Source organism: Pantoea sp. X-Soil-TKNS-1280, assembly GCF_059730475.1.
In genome coordinates, this window is sequence record NZ_AP035962.1 from 1215227 (window position 1) to 1232020 (window position 16794).

Here is a 16794-nt window from a genome sequence, read left to right on the forward strand (position 1 = left end):
AGCACTGGGAAATTGAAGAATGAAAAAAATGACTCTCGCTATCGCGCTGGCTCTGGGCCTGTCGGCATCATTCGCTCAGGCGGCTGATGCGATTCCCAGCCAGAAAGTTGACCAGGCGCTGCACGATCGCCTGCCCGCAGATATCAAAAGCGCTGGCAAAATGATCGCTGTGAATAACGGCTCTTTCCCTCCGTATGAGATCGTCAATGGCACGCACTCGATGGAGGGTGCTTCTGCCGATCTGGCGGTGGCGCTGGGGCAATTGCTGGGGGTGAAAATCGAACATGCCACCGTCAGCGGCTTGTCCGGGGTGCTGGCAGGGATTAATTCCGGCCGTTATCAGCTGGCGATTGGGCCGATTGGTGATTACCCGGATCGTCAGGAGAAAGTCGATTTTATCGATTTTGTGCAGGAGTTCGTGGTATTTGGCGTACCTAAAGGCAATCCGGCAAAAATTAATGGCCTTGATGATACCTGCGGCAAGCGTATCGCGGTGATGGCGGCGGGTTCTGCGGAGCAGGTGATCCGCAAGCAATCTGATGCCTGTGTCGCTGCCGGTAAACCTGCGGTGGTGGTGCAGTCCTTCACTGACCAGCCTTCTTCGATTCTCGCGGTGCGTTCGAAACGTTCTGACGCCTTCTTCTCGTCACAGGCACCGCTGACGTACTTTGTCGAGCAGGCCAATGGTCAGCTTGAGTTGTCTGGCAAAGGTCAGAAAAATGGCTTTGGTGATATCTTCCAGGGCACCGTGGTGCCAAAAGGTTCCGAGCTGGGTAACGTGGTACTGGATGCGTATAAAGAGTTGTTCAGCAACGGGACTTACGCTGCCATCATGAAGAAGTGGAAGCTGGACGGTAACATGTTGCAGGCACCGGGCCGTAATCTGGCGCAAGGGGCGGCAAAATGAGTTCAAACACCAACGATTCGCGAGCCAGGGATAAGGCCGACGTGCAGCAGCGCGACGTGGCTTTTGCCCGCAACGCGCCCACTTATGGACGCTGGGTCTCATGGATTGTGGTGCTGGTGATCGCCTCCAACTTCCTCTGGCTGGTGGCGACCAACCCAAACTTTGAGTGGATGGTGGTGCTGAAATGGTTCACCGAAGGTTCGGTGCTGAAAGGATTACAGGTGACGCTCGGGCTGACGGTGGTGTCGATGATCCTCGGCACCCTGCTGGGCCTGCTGCTGGCGGTGTGGCGTCTGTCGGAGAACAAGCTGCTGAGTGGCATCTCGTCGCTCTACATCTGGTTCTTTCGCGGTACCCCGCTGCTGGTGCAATTGATCTTCTGGTATAACCTGTCAACGCTGTTCCCGACGTTGTCGATCACCATTCCCTGGACCGGCATCACCTTTGCCAGCTGGAATACCAATGATCTGATCACGCCATTGACCGCCGCAATTGCCGGTCTGGCTTTGAATGAAGCCGCGTATATGGCGGAAATCATTCGTGCGGGTTTGCTCTCGGTCGATAACGGCCAGGTAGAAACCACGCAGGCTTTCGGCATGAGCCGCACGCGTGCACTGCGCCGCATCATCATTCCGCAGGCCATGCGTTCCATTATTCCCCCCACTGGCAATCAGTTGATCAGCATGATCAAAGCGACCTCGCTGGTGAGTGTGATAGCGATGGGCGATCTCCTGTATTCGGTGCAGGCGGTCTATAACCGTACCTTTGAAATCATTCCCATGCTGATGGTAGCGGTGATCTGGTATCTGCTCATCACCTCAATTCTCAACGTTGGTCAGTCGGCTATTGAACGTTACTACGCCCGCGGTACCCGACGCACGGTGGTTGTCACCAAACGCCGCAATCAGAGTGACGATATCAGCCAGCGTGCCCTGGTGCAGAAGGAGGATGTATGAGTGATGTTCAGCCGCTGGTGCGCGCCCGCAATGTGCAGAAAAGCTACGGTGATAATGAGGTCCTGAAAGGTATCGATCTGGATGTGTTCCCGGGCGAAGTGGTGGTGATCCTCGGGCCGTCCGGCTCGGGCAAATCAACCTTTCTGCGCTGTATTAACCATCTGGAAGATATGAACGCCGGTTCGATCATGGTGGGTGATGAGCAAATTGGTTATGAATTAAAAAAAGGCATTTTGCATCGCCTGTCACCACGCCGGATTGCCCATCAGCGCCAGAAGATTGGCATGGTGTTTCAGCAGTTCAACCTCTATCCCCATATGACGGTATTGCAGAACATCATTGAAGCGCCGATTGGCGTGCATAAGTTCCCACGCCAGGACGCGTTAAAACATGCCCATGAGCTGCTCTCAACGGTCGGGCTGAGTGATAAAGCGGATGCCTGGCCACGTCATTTGTCCGGTGGTCAGCAGCAGCGGGTAGCGATAGCGCGCGCGTTGGCGATTAAGCCATCACTGATGTTGTTTGATGAACCGACCTCGGCGCTCGATCCTGAGCTGGTGGGGGAAGTGCTGGCGACCATGCGCACGCTGGCGGATCAGGGATTAACCATGATTGTGGTCACCCATGAAATTGGTTTTGCCCGTGAAGCCGCTGACCGTGTGGTATTTATGGATGGTGGCGTGGTGGTGGAGCAGGGCAGTCCGGAGCAGGTGATTGGCAATCCGCAGCACCCGCGTACCCAGGCGTTTTTGAGCCGTTTTATCTGAAAATTATCAGGTGGCCGATCTTACTCTGTTACAGATTGCAGTTGAGCTGGCAAGCGATCTGCGCGTAAATATCAGTCACCGTTTTTCGCTAAGGTTGAAAGGTTAATTATGGAAGGTATCAGTATTGCCAAACTGCTGATCATCGGTGCTCTCATCGTTCTGCTTTTTGGCACCAACAAGTTACGTTCACTGGGTGGCGATCTGGGTTCCGCAATCAAAGGCTTCAAAAAAGCCATGAAAGATGATGAATCCACCGCAACCAAAAGCACTGCTGAAGAAGCACCGGCAGAACGTGTCAGCCACAAAGAGTAATCTCTGCGGCTAACGTCAATAAGTGTAAAAATTTATTACGTTGTAAAAAACCAGACTGATGCCAGTCTGGTTTTTTGTTTTGTATCGCGCGCGATGTGTTTTGCGCGCCTTTTAAAAAACCGCGCGATAAATCGCGCCGCTACAAATTTACTTCACTTCCAGTCCTTTGGCCTGCATGTCGGCATGGTAAGAGGAGCGCACAAACGGGCCACAGGCCGCGTGGGTGAAGCCCATTGCCATTGCTTCAGCTTTCATCTCATCAAACTCAGCAGGGCTGACATAACGCTGCACCGGCAGATGATGACGGCTCGGTTGCAGATACTGGCCCAGTGTCAGCATGGTGACGCCATGACGACGCAGATCGCGCATCACCTCAACAATTTCCGCATTGGTTTCACCCAGACCCACCATCAGGCCGGATTTCGTCGGCACGTCCGGATGCGCTTCTTTAAAACGCTCCAGCAGCTTGAGTGACCACTCGTAATTGGCGCCCGGTCGTACCTGACGGTAAACGCGTGGTACGTTTTCCAGGTTGTGGTTGAACACATCTGGCGGCGTCGCGGTGAGGATTTCCAGCGCACGATCCATACGACCACGGAAATCGGGTACCAGGGTTTCAATCTTGATCGACGGGCTTTTTTCGCGGATAGCACTGATGCAATCGGCAAAGTGCTGGGCACCGCCGTCGCGCAGGTCATCGCGGTCAACCGAGGTGATAACCACATAACGCAGCGCCATATCAGCGATGGTTTGGGCCAGTTTCACCGGCTCATTAGCATCAGGGGCGTTCGGGCGACCGTGTGCCACATCGCAGAATGGGCAGCGGCGGGTACAGATCGCGCCAAGAATCATAAAGGTAGCGGTGCCGTGGTTAAAACATTCCGCCAGGTTCGGGCAGGATGCCTCTTCACACACCGAATGCAGGCCATTTTTGCGCATGGCGGCCTTGATGCCCTGGATACGGCTGGAGTCGGCAGGAAGTTTGATCTTCATCCACTCCGGCTTACGCAGAATTTCCTCACGCTCAGTGACCACGGTTTTCACCGGAATCAGCGCCATTTTGTCGGCATCGCGATATTTGACGCCACGTTCCATCTGAATTGGTTTACTCATAAATCTGCAGGTTCCGGTCGGGATTGCGATTTGAAAGCTTCCTCACTCAAACTGAGAACCAGGCTTTCAACTTTATTTGAAAAAATTGCAAAAATTATATCATCTCGCAGCGCGGGAAGCAGCCGCTGTGAATGTCATCAGGTTACAAAATTGTAAATACGCACTGACAGACATCAGAGCGCGGGTTCATCGTTTAGCCACTCGCTGGCAGTAAAGCCGGTCAACTGCGCAAAATGCTGCACCAGGCGCGGCTGGACATCAGCAGTGGTGACACCTGGCTGGAACTGCCCCAGCTGTGTCATGCGCATACCGGCATAACCACAGGGATTGATGCGCAGGAAAGGGGCGAGATCCATCGCCACATTCAATGCCAGGCCGTGAAACGAACACCCTTTGCGGATGCGCAGACCGAGCGAGCAAATCTTCTCTTCACCCACGTACACACCTGGGGCATCCGGTCGCGCATGGGCGCTGACACCGTAATCCGCCAGGGTAGCAACCACGGTTTCTTCCAGCGCCGTCACCAGTTGGCGCACACCAAGCTTACGGCGTTTAACATCGATCAGCACATACATAACCTGCTGGCCGGGACCGTGGTAAGTGACCTGGCCGCCGCGATCGCTTTGCACCACGGGAATGTCGCCGGGCATCAGCAGATGCTCAGCTTTGCCAGCCTGGCCCTGGGTAAACACCGGGTTATGCTCCACCAGCCAGACTTCATCTGGGGTGTCGCTGTCGCGTTGATCGGTAAAGCGGTGCATGGCGTCAGAAATCGGCTGCCAGTCGCGCTGGCCGAGTTGACGAACAAGAAGCGTATTAGCTGACAAAACGGGCATCCGGTAAAGAGTGAGAGGCAAAGTATAACGCTGGCAAAGATCCCTTTGCCAGCGTCAGCATTACAGCACCATGCGCACGATATCGATGTTGCCTAACTCTTCATACAGGGTTTCAACCTGTTCAATGTGTGTGGCCATGATGGTGATGGAAACGGAGTGATAATTGCCTTTGCTGCTCGGCTTCACATCTGGCTTGTAGTCGCCGGGCGCATGACGCTGCACCACTTCAACCACTTGATCAACCAGCTCCGGTTGCGCCAGACCCATCACTTTATAGGTAAAGGAGGTAGGGAATTCGAGCAGTTCATTCAGTTTGGTTTTCATATTGACTCCGGTGCATAAAAAACAGGCTCCCGCCTGAGCGGGAGCAATAATCCCCGTCATATTTCAGTCTGCAGGTGCGTTGGCTACGTTCGTTCACCCCAGTCACTTACTATTGTAAGCTCCCGGGGATGAACTCGCTTGCCGCCTTCCTGCACCCTGAACTATTTAGGGGATATTAAATATATGATGGTATATGGCGGGTTTTTCAACCATACGGCCTTAGCCGAACCAGTGGTGGAACATCAGTTTGATGTAATCGATGATACGACTGATGAAACCGCCTTCCTGAACTTCGTTCAGCACCACCAGCGGACGCTGTTCAATGGTTTTGCCATCCAGCTGGAAGTTGATGCTGCCCACTACCTGGTTTTTCTGTAGCGGCGCATGCAGTTCGGTATTGTTCAGCACGTAGCTGGCTTTCAGATCTTTCATGCGGCCACGCGGGATGGTCAGATAAGCATCTTTCTCCACGCCGAGCTGGACACGGTCGCTGTTACCAAACCACACCGGCTCAGAAGCAAATTCTTTACCCGCCTTCAGCGGTGCCACGGTTTCAAAGAAACGGAAGCCCCAGGTCAGCAGTTTTTTGCTCTCAGTTTCACGGCCTTTGTAGGTATGGCCGCCCATCACCGCCGAAATCAGACGCATCTGGCCTTCGGTCGCTGACGCCACCAGGTTGTAACCTGCGGCATCGGTATGGCCGGTTTTGATACCATCGACATTGAGGCTGGTATCCCACAGCAGGCCGTTACGGTTCAGCTGGCGGATGTTGTTAAAGGTGAACTCTTTCTCGTGATATACCGCGTATTCATCCGGTACGTCACGAATCAGTGCCTGACCGATCAGCGCCATATCGCGCGCGGAGCTGTACTGGCCGTCTGCATCCAGGCCGTGTACGGTCTGGAAATGGGTGTTTTTCAGACCTAACGCCTGCACGTAATTGTTCATCAGGTTGACGAAGGCATCCTGGCTGCCCGCCACATAATCGGCCATGGCAACACAGGCATCGTTACCGGATTGCAGCACGATACCGCGCGTCAGCTGCGAAACGGGAACGCGATCGCCCGGTTTGAGGAACATCAGCGAGGAGCCTTTAAATACCGGGTTACCGGTAGCCCACGCATCTTTACCCACGGTGACAATATCATCCTGATGGATTTTACCCGCTTTAACTGCCTGGCCGATGACGTAGCTGGTCATCATTTTGGTCAGACTGGCGGGGTCGCGACGTGCATCGGCGTTCTTTTCCGCCAGCACCTTGCCCGAGTTATAGTCGATCAGAACGTAGGCTTCAGCATCAATGTCCGGAACGCCCGGAATCATGGTTTTGAGGTTAACATCGTCCGCCAGGGCGGCATGGCTGAGGGAAAGGGCGACCAGTGATCCCACTGTCAGGCGTTTCAGAAAACGAGAAGGTTTCAGCGTATTCATGTTCAGGACTACAACATCCGTGAGGTTGAGAGTGAAAAAAAGTGCCTTGACTCAAGCAAACGCCTGATTGGGCGACATCTTGCTTTGCAAAACTGTTGTCACCAGGCAGCACTATGCCTGGTGGTTATTATCACATGCCGTTATGTGACGTGGTAATAAATGAACTCATTTGCGCTTCGTTGTTAAGGCGCTGCTGCAATGCAGCAGCTTCCGCGCGGGATTTATAGCCACCCAGCTGCACGCGATAAACGTTGCCATTGGCCTCAACCGAACCCGGTACGCCGAAACGTTTGCCGAGGCTGGTTGCCAGCTGGCGTGCGCGAGCGGCATCGTTAAGTGCGCCCACCTGCACCACATAACCGCCAGCGCTCTGGCTGGCTGGCGTTGCAGCTGCGGCTACCGGGGCTGCGACCGCAGCAGTCGCCGCAGGTGCAGCCACGGTGGCGGCAGGCTGCGGTTCGCTGCCTTCCAGTACGCCACTGGCTAAGGGTTGTGGTGCGCCAAGAAAACCATTGCTGCGCACCGGTGCACCCATGCCATCGCTGCTTTGCAGCGTGCTGTTATCCACCGCACGGACATCCTGCGCTGGAGGTGTGGCGCTTTGGGTGCTGGCACTGCCGCCCATCATCACCATGCCGCCGCCCAGGTCAGGGCGTGCTGGCAGTGCGTAACTTTGTTTGGCGACCGTGGTACCAATGGTACCGGGGCCCGACAGCGTACCGTCCGGTGCGACATTGATATAGTCAACGCGCACACGGGTATTATTCGAGATATTCAGGCGGTCGGCTGCGGCGCTCGACAAATCGATAATGCGGCCCGGTGTGTAGGGACCGCGATCATTGACGCGCACGACAATCTGACGACCATTCGCCAGGTTAGTGACGCGCACATAGCTGGGTAAAGGCAGGGTCGGATGAGCTGCGCTCATGGCGTTGGGATCGAAGGTCTCACCAATCGCGGTACGATTGCCCTGGGCTTCAGTGCCATAGGAGGTGGCTAAACCCACTTCACTGAAGTTAGAAGGATCTTTCACGATACGGTAGGTTTTACCGTTGACGCTATAATCCTGGCTGGTTGACGGATTGATCGGTTCATAGCGCGGTTCCACTCCCGGGATTTCAACTACCGGGCCGTTGTAAGCCGGTTGTGGTGGGGCGGTATTCTGCGGTTCCTGAGAGGAACAGGCAGCCAGTACCAATGATGCCAGAGCAACCCCAAGCCAGTCCTTACGCATGTGCAGCCTCTTAAACGCTTTTAGATAACATTTTTCGATGAGTATGGATCGACATGACGATGCCAAATCCGGCCATTAGTACAATCAATGCCGATCCGCCGTAGCTGACCAGCGGCAGCGGTACGCCGACCACCGGTAAGATACCACTAACCATGCCAATGTTAACGAAAACATAAACGAATAAAATCAGCATCAAACCTCCCGCCATCACGCGACCAAAGGTGGTTTGTGCCCGTGCTGCGATAATCAAACCACGCATAATCAGCAGCAGATACAGCACCAATAGCAGCAGCACGCCGACCAGTCCCAGTTCTTCTGCCAGCACGGCAAAGATAAAGTCAGTATGGCGTTCAGGCAAAAACTCCAGTTGAGACTGGGTGCCATGCAGCCAGCCCTTACCACGCAGGCCACCTGAGCCGATGGCAATTTTGGACTGAATGATGTGATAACCGGCACCCAGTGGGTCGCTCTCGGGGTTCAGCAGCATCATCACGCGGTCGCGTTGATAATCGTGCATCAGGAAGAACCACAGCACCGGGATAAACGCCGCAATCAGCAGTACCGCAACGCCAATCAATTTCCAGCTCATGCCAGACAGGAACAGCACGAACAAACCTGATGCAGCGATCAGGATTGAAGTCCCCAGGTCAGGCTGCGCCGCAACCAGCAGGGTGGGGGCAAAGATCAGGATCAGTGCGATGCCGGTGTTCTTCAGCGTTGGCGGACACACATCGCGGTTGATAAAGCGCGCCACCATCAGTGGCACGGCTATTTTAGCGATCTCCGACGGCTGGAAGCGCACGATACCTAAATCCAGCCAGCGCTGTGCCCCTTTACTGATATGGCCGAAGGCATCTACGGCAATCAGTAATATCACGCAGATGATGTAGAGATAGGGTGCCCAGCTCTCGTAAACGCGCGGTGGCACCTGCGCCAGCACGATCATGATCACCAGACCCATCACAATCTGGCCGATTTTACGTTCCATCATACCGGGATCCTGGCCACTGGCGCTCCAGATAACGAAAGCGCTGTAGACCAGCAGGCCGAGGATCACCAGCATAAAGAGGGGGTCAATATGGATGCGCGTCCAGATCGTTCTTTTCTGCGGACTATCGTTCATGGACATGCTTATTCACCTTCGTAACCGGGTGGCGTCGGTGCGGCTTCTGGCAGCACCGTATTGTTATCGCCTAACATAATGTGGTCGAGAATCTGACGCATCACCGAGCCGACGGCCGGGCCCGCACCGCCGTTCTCCAGAATCATAGTGACCGCGACACGCGGTTTATCGAACGGCGCGAAGGCGGTCATCAGTTTGTGGTCACGCAGACGCTCAGCGATTTTGTGTGCGTTATAGGTTTCATTCTCTTTCAGACCGAATACCTGGGCCGTACCGGATTTGGCAGCAATTTTATAGGGTGCGTCGGCAAAGCTCTTATGCGCAGTGCCGTTAGGGCGGTTGGCAACGCCATACATCCCGTCTTTGGCGATTTCCCAGAAACCAGAGTGGATATCGCCAATCGGTTCATCTGCTGGCTGGCGATACGGCACCATGGTGTGGCCTTCACGGGTGGCGTGCAACAGATGCGGCACTTTTATTACCCCGTCGTTTATTAAAATCATCATCGCTTTGTTCATCTGCACCGGTGTGGCGGTCCAGTAGCCCTGGCCGATCCCCACCGGGATGGTATCGCCCTGATACCAGGGTTTCTTAAAGCGTTTCAGCTTCCAGTCACGCGTCGGCATATTGCCGGGGCTTTCCTGTGGCAGGTCAATGCCGGTGCGATGGCCGTAGCCAAATTTGGTCATCCATTCTGACAGGCGATCAATCCCCATGTCATAAGCAACCTGATAGAAGAAGGTATCGGCGGATTCTTCCAGTGCTTTGGTGACGTTGAGACGACCATGTCCCCATTTTTTCCAGTCACGATAACGCTTTTCAGAACCCGGTAACTGCCACCAGCCGGGGTCAAACAGGCTGGTGTTGCGGTTAATCACCCCGGCGCTGAGCGCTGATACCGCGACGTAAGGTTTCACTGTGGATGCCGGAGGGTAGGCGGCCTGCAAGGCGCGATTATAAAGTGGACGATTTTCATCGTTGAGCAACGCTTTGTAATCTTTGCTGGAGATACCATCGACAAACAGATTTGGGTCATAGCTTGGTGTGGAAACCAGCGCGAGGATTTCCCCGCTGCGTGGATCGCTCACTACCACTGCTGCCCGGCTGCCCGCCAGCAGCGTTTCGATGTACTGCTGCAATTTGAGGTCGATGGTGAGATAGATATCGCGCCCGGCCTGAGGTGATTGTTCATGCAACTGACGGATCACCCGGCCACGGTTATTCACCTCGACTTCTTCATAACCGGTGGTGCCGTGCAGCACATCCTCGTAATAGTTTTCAATACCCAGCTTGCCGATGTCATGCGTTGCCGCATAGTTCGGCCATTTACCTTCCTGATCGAGACGCGCGACATCACGATCGTTAATTTTCGACACGTAGCCCACCACATGGGTCAGCGTTTGTCCGTAGGGATAGTAGCGGCGCTGGTAGCCTTTCACTTCCACACCCGGGAAGCGGTACTGATTGACAGCAAAACGCGCCACCTGCACATCGCTCAGGGCGGTTTTAACCGGAATGGAGGTGAAGCGGCGAGAGCGCTTGCGTTCTTTCTCGAACGCGTCCAAATCGTCATCGGTGAGATCGAGGATCGGGCGCAGGTCCTGTAGCGTTTGCTTCAGGTCATCGACTTTTTCCGGCACCAGCTCGGCCTGATAAATGGTGCGGTTCAGCGCCAGCGGCACGCCGTTGCGATCAAAAATGATACCGCGGCTCGGTGCCACCGGCACCAGCTTGATGCGGTTGTCATTGGAGCGGGTGCTGTAATCAGCAAAACGCAGAATTTGCAGGTGGTACAGGTTGACCACCAGAATACCGGAAAGCAGCAGGATGCCGAAAAAGGCCACCAAAGCCCGACGGACAAACAGCTTTTGTTCGGCAGTGTAATCGCGAAAAGCGTTGCTTTGTAATTTCATCCGCTGCGTTTAATGTCCGGGGTTGGCCTGGCGTTTATTCACGGTGATAAGGATGATTGGCGGTGATGCTCCAGGCACGGTACAGGCTCTCGGCCACCAGCACACGCACCAGCGGATGTGGCAGCGTCAGGGCCGACAGTGACCAGCTTTGCTCTGCCGCCGCCTTACAGGCAGGCGACAGGCCTTCAGGCCCGCCGATCAACAGGCTGACATCGCGGCCATCCTGCTTCCAGCGCTCCAGCTGCTGTGCCAGCTGCGGGGTTTCCCACGGTTGCCCGGGAATATCCAGCGTCACAATGCGGTTACCTTTGCCCACGGCCGCCAGCATCGCTTCACCTTCTTTTTCAAGAATGCGTTTGATGTCAGCATTTTTGCCGCGTTTGCCTGCTGGCACTTCGGTCAGTTCCAGCGGCATATCTTTAGGGAAGCGGCGCAGATACTCGGTGAAACCGGTCTGAACCCAATCCGGCATTTTGGTGCCGACGGCCACAAGCTGCAATTTCACCGCTTAGCTCCAGAGCTTTTCCAGCTCATACAGCTGACGGCTGTCTTCCTGCATGACGTGCACAATCACGTCACCAAGATCGACGACCACCCAGTCGGCTGCCGCTTTGCCTTCAACGCCTAATGGCTTCAGGCCAGCAGCGCGTGACTCCTGCATTACATGGTCAGCAATGGAGGTCACATGACGGGTTGAGGTGCCGGTGCAGATAATCATGCAATCGGTGATGCTGGATTTGCCCTGAACGTCAAGCGCGACGATATCCTGGCCTTTGAGATCATCAATCTTATCAATAACGAACTCTTGGAGTGCTTTACCTTGCAAAAGGTTCCCCTTAAATCAGGTGATTACGGGCAGGCTGAATGCCCTGGAAACGCAGCCAAAAATGAAGCGGCGCAGTATAGCATGCCGCGATTGGTCGCGATATATACCCGTTATACATCAAATTGCAGGAGCGTTAACTGTCAGCAAGCCTGCAAGCCGAATTATTTAAGGTATAGGCCGGCGCGATCGATATAGTCGATGACCGCTGCGGGCAGTAAATCCGCGCAGGACTCGCCCTGTAAGCGGCGCTTGCGGATCTCAGTGGCTGAAATATCGAAAAGCGGCGTATCGGCCAGCCAGATAAGGCCAGCCGGAAGGCGATGCAGTTGTTGCACATCGCGCGCGAGATGCTGATCCAGCCACTGCTGCATCTCAGGGGTGTCCATTTGCGCCGGATAACCCGGGCGTTTGCACACCAGCAAATGACACAGCGACAACAAATCCTGCCAGCGGTGCCATTTGGCTAACGTTAGCAGAGAATCCTGGCCGATGATAAACCCCAGGGGCTGCTGATCACCACGTTGTGCACGCAATGCTTCCAGCGTAGCCACCGTCCACGATGGCGTTTCCCGCTCCAGCTCGCGCGTATCGATATCAAACAACGGGCGGTCAGCAATGGCGCAGTGCAACATGGCGACGCGCTGTTGCGCACTGGCCTGGGGTTGCGGGCGATGTGGCGGCACATTGTTCGGCAGCAGCGTGACTTTTTTCAGGCCGATCTGCTGGGCCAGTGCTTCGACCGGATGCAGATGTCCATAATGGATGGGATCAAAGGTGCCGCCGAACAGGGCGTCAAGTTCAGGCATCAGCAAAGCTCATCGGGAAATCACGGTGGCATAGCAGCAGCGACAGGGTCTCCAGCTGCGGCCACAGGTTTTGACCATAGTCCTGTTTCAGCGACAGCTCCAGCTCCGCCAGCAGATGCACCGCGCGCTGTAAACGACGGGCATCCAGTCGTTGTAATGCTTCCATAAACAGCGCCCGGCGGTTCTGCCAGATACGTTGTTGATCCATCAGCGTGCGCAGCGGTTGTCGGGCCTGATGGCGTTGCAGATGCAGTAACGTCAGCAGATCGCGTTGCAGGCTGCGCAGCAGGATCACCACTTCGCTGTCTTCCTTCTCCAGCTGATGCAGGATATGCAGGGCGCGCTTACTTTTGCCCGCCAGCAGGGCATCAACCCAGTGGAACGGCGTAAAGTGGGCGGCATCATTTACCGCTTCTTCGACCCGTGGCAGGGTGAGTTTGCCATCCGGCCATAACAACGAGAGGCGCTCCAGCGCCTGAGCCAGCGCCAGCAGGTTGCCTTCATAACAGTAGCAAAGCAGCTGGATTGCGGCATCATCGACGCTCAGCTTCATGGCTTTGGCGCGATTTGCCACCCAGCGTGGCAATTGGGCCTGTTCGGGGGTCTGGCACGGCACCAGCACGGCCTGCGCACTCAGCGCTTTAAACCAGGCGCTGTTTTCCTGCGCTTTGGTCAGCTTCGCCATGCGCAGCACCAGCAGGATATCGCTGTGCAGCAGGCTGGCAAGTTTGACCAGTTGCTCGGCCATAGCGGCGTTCGGGCCATTTTCCGGGAATTGCAGCGTCAGTGTCTGCCGTTGGGTAAACAGGCTGAGCGACTGGCAGCTGGCAAACAGGTCATCCCAGCTGGTTTGTGCATCCAGAGTGACACTGAAATGTTCTTCGAAGCCCTGAGCCGTTGACGCGGTGCGAATGGCGTCAGCGCTTTCCTGAATCAGCAGCGGTTCATTACCGGTCAGAAAATAACAGGCGCGCAGCCCCTCACGGAGTTGCGCGCTGAGTTGTTCAGGATAGATCCTGATCATTGCAGACTGGTAGCTGACGAGGAAGGTGCTTCCGGTGAGCTTTCTCCGGGTAAGATCGTCTCAGGCTGCGGCAGGGTATCTTTGTTGCTTTCCTGTGCCGCATGCACTGTCAGCAGCTTACGTACCAGCTGTTCGGCGGCACGCTGACGCATCTCCTGCATGATCTTGTCCTGCTCGGCATCCTTCGCCAGTGCGGCGTTCGGGTTGTCGAAGAAAGAACGATACACGGTGGTGCTGATCGGGTAGATACCTTTACCTGGCAGCAGTACCTGAGCCGACACTGACATCACCAGTGAATATTCAGCGGTGGTGCCGCTGATAAATATGGAGGCAGTATCACGACCAAAGCCTTCACCGCCGAGACGTAACGTCGGCACGTTATTGCGCGTCTCTTTGGTGTCATCAACAATGCGCACGTTATTGAGGCGCAGTTGCTGACGGACGGTACGCGCCAGTGGTCCATAAGGGTCACCAGTGGAGACGATCAGCGTTTTCATTTCAGCGGGCACCTGAGTGGTGCCACGCGGATGAAAACCACAGCCAGCGGTGATCATCACCGCCAGCAGGACAAACAGCCTGATTATCAGTTGTCGCACAGTTCCTCCTGAACTTAACCTACGACCAGGTTAAGCAGTTTGCCGGGGACATAAATCACTTTACGAATGGTGACGCCTTCCAGATATTTCGCCACCAGATGCTCCTGCGCGGCACGCGCCTGCACCTGCTCCTGGGTGGCATCGGGCGCAACGGTGATTTTGCCGCGCACTTTGCCATTAACCTGAACGACAACCAGCAGTGAATCTTCAACCATAGCGGCTTCGTCTGCAAGCGGCCAGCTGGCGTCATCAATACTGCCTTCACCGCCCAGTGCTTCCCACAGTACGTAGCAGGTGTGCGGGGTGAACGGATACAGCAGACGGGTGACGGCAATCAGCGCTTCCTGCAGCAGTGCACGATCCTGGTCGCTATCCTGCGGGGCGCGGATCAGTTTGTTCATCAGCTCCATAATCGCGGCAATCGCGGTATTGAAGGTCTGACGACGGCCAATATCATCCGCCACTTTGGCGATGGTTTTGTGCAGATCGCGACGCAGTGCTTTCTGATCATCGTTCAGCGCGTTGACATCCAGCGTGGTGGTCGCGCCTTTTGCGACGTGTTCGTAAGCCAGTTTCCACACACGTTTCAGGAAGCGGTTTGCCCCTTCCACGCCTGATTCCTGCCACTCCAGCGTCATTTCCGCCGGGGAAGCAAACATCATGAACAGACGAACAGTATCAGCACCGTAACGTTCTACCATCAACTGCGGGTCGATGCCGTTGTTTTTCGACTTCGACATTTTGCTCATGCCCGCGTAAACCACTTCACGGCCCTGATTGTCGATCGCTTTGACGATACGACCTTTTTCGTCACGCTCTACGCTCACGTCAACCGGAGACACCCAGTTACGCTCGCCGTTAGCGCCGACGTAGTAGAAGGCATCCGCCAATACCATGCCCTGACACAGCAGACGTTTGGCTGGCTCATCAGAGTTTACCAGGCCCGCATCACGCAGCAGCTTATGATAGAAGCGGAAATACATCAGGTGCATGATGGCGTGTTCTATACCACCCACATACTGATCGACTGGCAACCAATAGTTTGCTGCAGCCGGATCCAGCATGCCTTCATTATAGTTAGCGCAGGTATAGCGCGCGTAGTACCAGGATGACTCCATAAAGGTGTCAAAGGTATCGGTTTCACGCAGCGCAGGCTGGCCGTTTACGGTGGTTTTTGCCCACTCCGGGTCAGCTTTAATCGGGCTGGTAATACCATCCATCACCACGTCTTCTGGCAGGATCACCGGCAGTTGATCCTCCGGCGTTGGCATCACGGTGCCATCTTCCAGCGTCACCATTGGGATCGGTGCGCCCCAGTAACGCTGACGGGAGACACCCCAGTCGCGCAGACGGTAGTTCACTTTACGCACGCCGACGCCTTTGGCGGCCAGCGCGTCAGCGATGGCGTTAAAGCCTGCTTCGTGGCTGAGGCCGTTGTAGTCGCCGGAGTTGAACAGCGAGCCTTTTTCGGTCATCGCTGCGGCGCTGATGTCTGGCTCGGTGCCATCAAGGTTCAGGATTACCGGTTTGATCGGCAACGAGTATTTAGTGGCAAATTCCCAGTCGCGCTGGTCATGGCCCGGAACAGCCATCACCGCACCGGTGCCGTATTCCATCAGTACAAAGTTGGCAACCCATACCGGGAGCTCTTCGCCGGTCAGCGGATGGATAACATGCAGGCCGGTGGCCATGCCTTTTTTCTCCATCGTCGCCATATCAGCTTCAGCCACTTTGGTATTGCGGCATTCATCGATGAAGTCAGACAGCGCCGGGTTGGTCGCTGCGGCCTGCTGTGCCAGCGGGTGACCTGCGGCGACGGCGACATAGGTGGCACCCAGGAAGGTATCCGGACGGGTGGTGTAGACCGTGACTTTTTCTGCGCTGAAGGCCACGTCAAAGGTGATTTCCACCCCTTCTGAGCGACCAATCCAGTTGCGCTGCATGGTTTTAACCTGCTCAGGCCAGTCTTCCAGCTTGTCGAGGTCGTTCAGCAGTTCTTCTGCATAATCGGTGATTTTGACAAACCACTGCGGGATCTCTTTGCGCTCAACTTTGGTGTCGCAACGCCAGCAGCAGCCGTCGATAACCTGCTCGTTCGCCAGTACAGTCAGATCATTTGGGCACCAGTTAACCGCTGAGGTCTTTTTGTAAACCAGACCTTTTTCATACAGTTTGGTGAAGAACCACTGTTCCCAGCGATAGTATTCAGGCTGGCAGGTCGCCAGTTCACGGCTCCAGTCATAGCCAAAACCCAGCAGTTTGAGCTGGTTTTTCATGTACTGGATATTGTCATAAGTCCAGGGGGCCGGGGCAGTATTGTTTTTTACCGCCGCGCCTTCAGCAGGCAGACCAAACGCATCCCAGCCGATTGGCTGCAGCACGTTTTTGCCCAGCATACGTTGGTAGCGGGCAATTACATCACCGATGGTGTAGTTACGCACATGGCCCATGTGCAGGCGGCCGGAAGGATAGGGTAGCATAGAGAGGCAGTAGTATTTCTCTTTGCCTTCCTGCTCGGTCACTTTAAAGGTTTCATTTTCGTCCCAGTGCTGCTGGACGCGGGATTCTATCTCTTCCGGGCGGTATTGCTCTTGCATGGCTGCCTGTGGTCCTTAATGAATATCGC

The 16794-nt window shown here is 55.2% G+C and carries 17 protein-coding genes; 4 read left to right on the forward strand and 13 right to left on the reverse strand.

What is annotated here, in order from left to right; genetic code table 11:
- Positions 1 to 19 precede the first annotated feature (19 nt).
- The 4 genes from AC6I8X_RS05620 to tatE all read left to right on the forward strand — a co-directional run bounded on the left by AC6I8X_RS05620 (position 20) and on the right by tatE (position 2942).
- Positions 20 to 907 (forward strand): ABC transporter substrate-binding protein, encoded by an 888-nt coding sequence (locus AC6I8X_RS05620; RefSeq protein WP_313683981.1) that lies wholly within the window; start codon positions 20 to 22, stop codon positions 905 to 907.
- Complete coding sequence (locus AC6I8X_RS05625; protein ID WP_313683979.1) at positions 904 to 1863, forward strand: amino acid ABC transporter permease; 960 nt, start codon at positions 904 to 906, stop codon at positions 1861 to 1863. Before AC6I8X_RS05620 ends, AC6I8X_RS05625 begins: the two co-directional genes overlap by 4 nt.
- Complete coding sequence (locus tag AC6I8X_RS05630; protein WP_084873389.1) at positions 1860 to 2630, forward strand: amino acid ABC transporter ATP-binding protein; 771 nt, start codon at positions 1860 to 1862, stop codon at positions 2628 to 2630. Before AC6I8X_RS05625 ends, AC6I8X_RS05630 begins: the two co-directional genes overlap by 4 nt.
- A gap of 108 nt (positions 2631 to 2738) precedes the next feature.
- Entirely contained in the window at positions 2739 to 2942 is a 204-nt protein-coding gene (gene tatE, locus AC6I8X_RS05635) for a twin-arginine translocase subunit TatE (protein ID WP_084873392.1), read from the forward strand.
- Between the two features lie 147 nt (positions 2943 to 3089).
- On the opposite strand, the gene lipA is transcribed toward tatE, so the two are convergent.
- The 13 genes from lipA to leuS form a co-directional block, all read right to left on the reverse strand.
- Complete coding sequence (gene lipA, locus AC6I8X_RS05640) at positions 3090 to 4055, reverse strand: lipoyl synthase (protein WP_310615897.1); 966 nt, start codon at positions 4053 to 4055, stop codon at positions 3090 to 3092.
- A 173-nt stretch (positions 4056 to 4228) separates the two neighbouring features.
- Complete coding sequence (gene lipB, locus AC6I8X_RS05645) at positions 4229 to 4882, reverse strand: lipoyl(octanoyl) transferase LipB (RefSeq protein WP_313683969.1); 654 nt, start codon at positions 4880 to 4882, stop codon at positions 4229 to 4231.
- A gap of 69 nt (positions 4883 to 4951) precedes the next feature.
- Complete coding sequence (ybeD, locus tag AC6I8X_RS05650) at positions 4952 to 5215, reverse strand: DUF493 family protein YbeD (RefSeq protein WP_299454913.1); 264 nt, start codon at positions 5213 to 5215, stop codon at positions 4952 to 4954.
- 219 nt (positions 5216 to 5434) lie between these two features.
- The gene (gene dacA / locus AC6I8X_RS05655; protein ID WP_084873402.1) at positions 5435 to 6646 is read right to left on the reverse strand and encodes a D-alanyl-D-alanine carboxypeptidase DacA; all 1212 of its coding nucleotides are present in this window, start codon (positions 6644 to 6646) and stop codon (positions 5435 to 5437) included.
- Between the two features lie 130 nt (positions 6647 to 6776).
- Positions 6777 to 7880, reverse strand: a complete 1104-nt coding sequence (gene rlpA, locus AC6I8X_RS05660; protein WP_313683966.1) for an endolytic peptidoglycan transglycosylase RlpA — start codon at positions 7878 to 7880, stop codon at positions 6777 to 6779.
- Positions 7881 to 7890: 10 nt separating this feature from the next.
- A complete protein-coding gene (gene mrdB / locus AC6I8X_RS05665; RefSeq protein ID WP_313683988.1) occupies positions 7891 to 9003 on the reverse strand; it encodes a peptidoglycan glycosyltransferase MrdB in 1113 nt (370 codons plus the stop codon).
- Positions 9004 to 9011: 8 nt separating this feature from the next.
- Positions 9012 to 10916 carry a peptidoglycan DD-transpeptidase MrdA gene (gene mrdA / locus AC6I8X_RS05670; protein ID WP_497840708.1) on the reverse strand — a complete coding sequence of 635 codons (1905 nt, stop codon included), beginning with the start codon at positions 10914 to 10916 and terminating at the stop codon, positions 9012 to 9014.
- A 34-nt stretch (positions 10917 to 10950) separates the two neighbouring features.
- Positions 10951 to 11421 carry a 23S rRNA (pseudouridine(1915)-N(3))-methyltransferase RlmH gene (gene rlmH / locus AC6I8X_RS05675; protein ID WP_084873413.1) on the reverse strand — a complete coding sequence of 157 codons (471 nt, stop codon included), beginning with the start codon at positions 11419 to 11421 and terminating at the stop codon, positions 10951 to 10953.
- Positions 11422 to 11424: 3 nt separating this feature from the next.
- Positions 11425 to 11742 (reverse strand): ribosome silencing factor, encoded by a 318-nt coding sequence (gene rsfS, locus AC6I8X_RS05680; protein ID WP_084873416.1) that lies wholly within the window; start codon positions 11740 to 11742, stop codon positions 11425 to 11427.
- A 161-nt stretch (positions 11743 to 11903) separates the two neighbouring features.
- Positions 11904 to 12548, reverse strand: coding sequence for a nicotinate-nucleotide adenylyltransferase (gene nadD / locus AC6I8X_RS05685; protein ID WP_313683960.1), 645 nt, complete (start codon positions 12546 to 12548; stop codon positions 11904 to 11906).
- Complete coding sequence (gene holA / locus AC6I8X_RS05690; RefSeq protein WP_313683958.1) at positions 12541 to 13572, reverse strand: DNA polymerase III subunit delta; 1032 nt, start codon at positions 13570 to 13572, stop codon at positions 12541 to 12543. The genes nadD and holA overlap by 8 nt, the downstream gene beginning before the upstream one ends.
- On the reverse strand, positions 13569 to 14168 hold the full coding sequence (gene lptE / locus AC6I8X_RS05695; protein WP_313683956.1) for an LPS assembly lipoprotein LptE: 600 nt from the start codon (positions 14166 to 14168) through the stop codon (positions 13569 to 13571). The genes holA and lptE overlap by 4 nt, the downstream gene beginning before the upstream one ends.
- A 14-nt stretch (positions 14169 to 14182) precedes the next feature.
- A complete protein-coding gene (gene leuS / locus AC6I8X_RS05700) occupies positions 14183 to 16765 on the reverse strand; it encodes a leucine--tRNA ligase (protein ID WP_313683954.1) in 2583 nt (860 codons plus the stop codon).
- Positions 16766 to 16794: the final 29 nt, after the last annotated feature.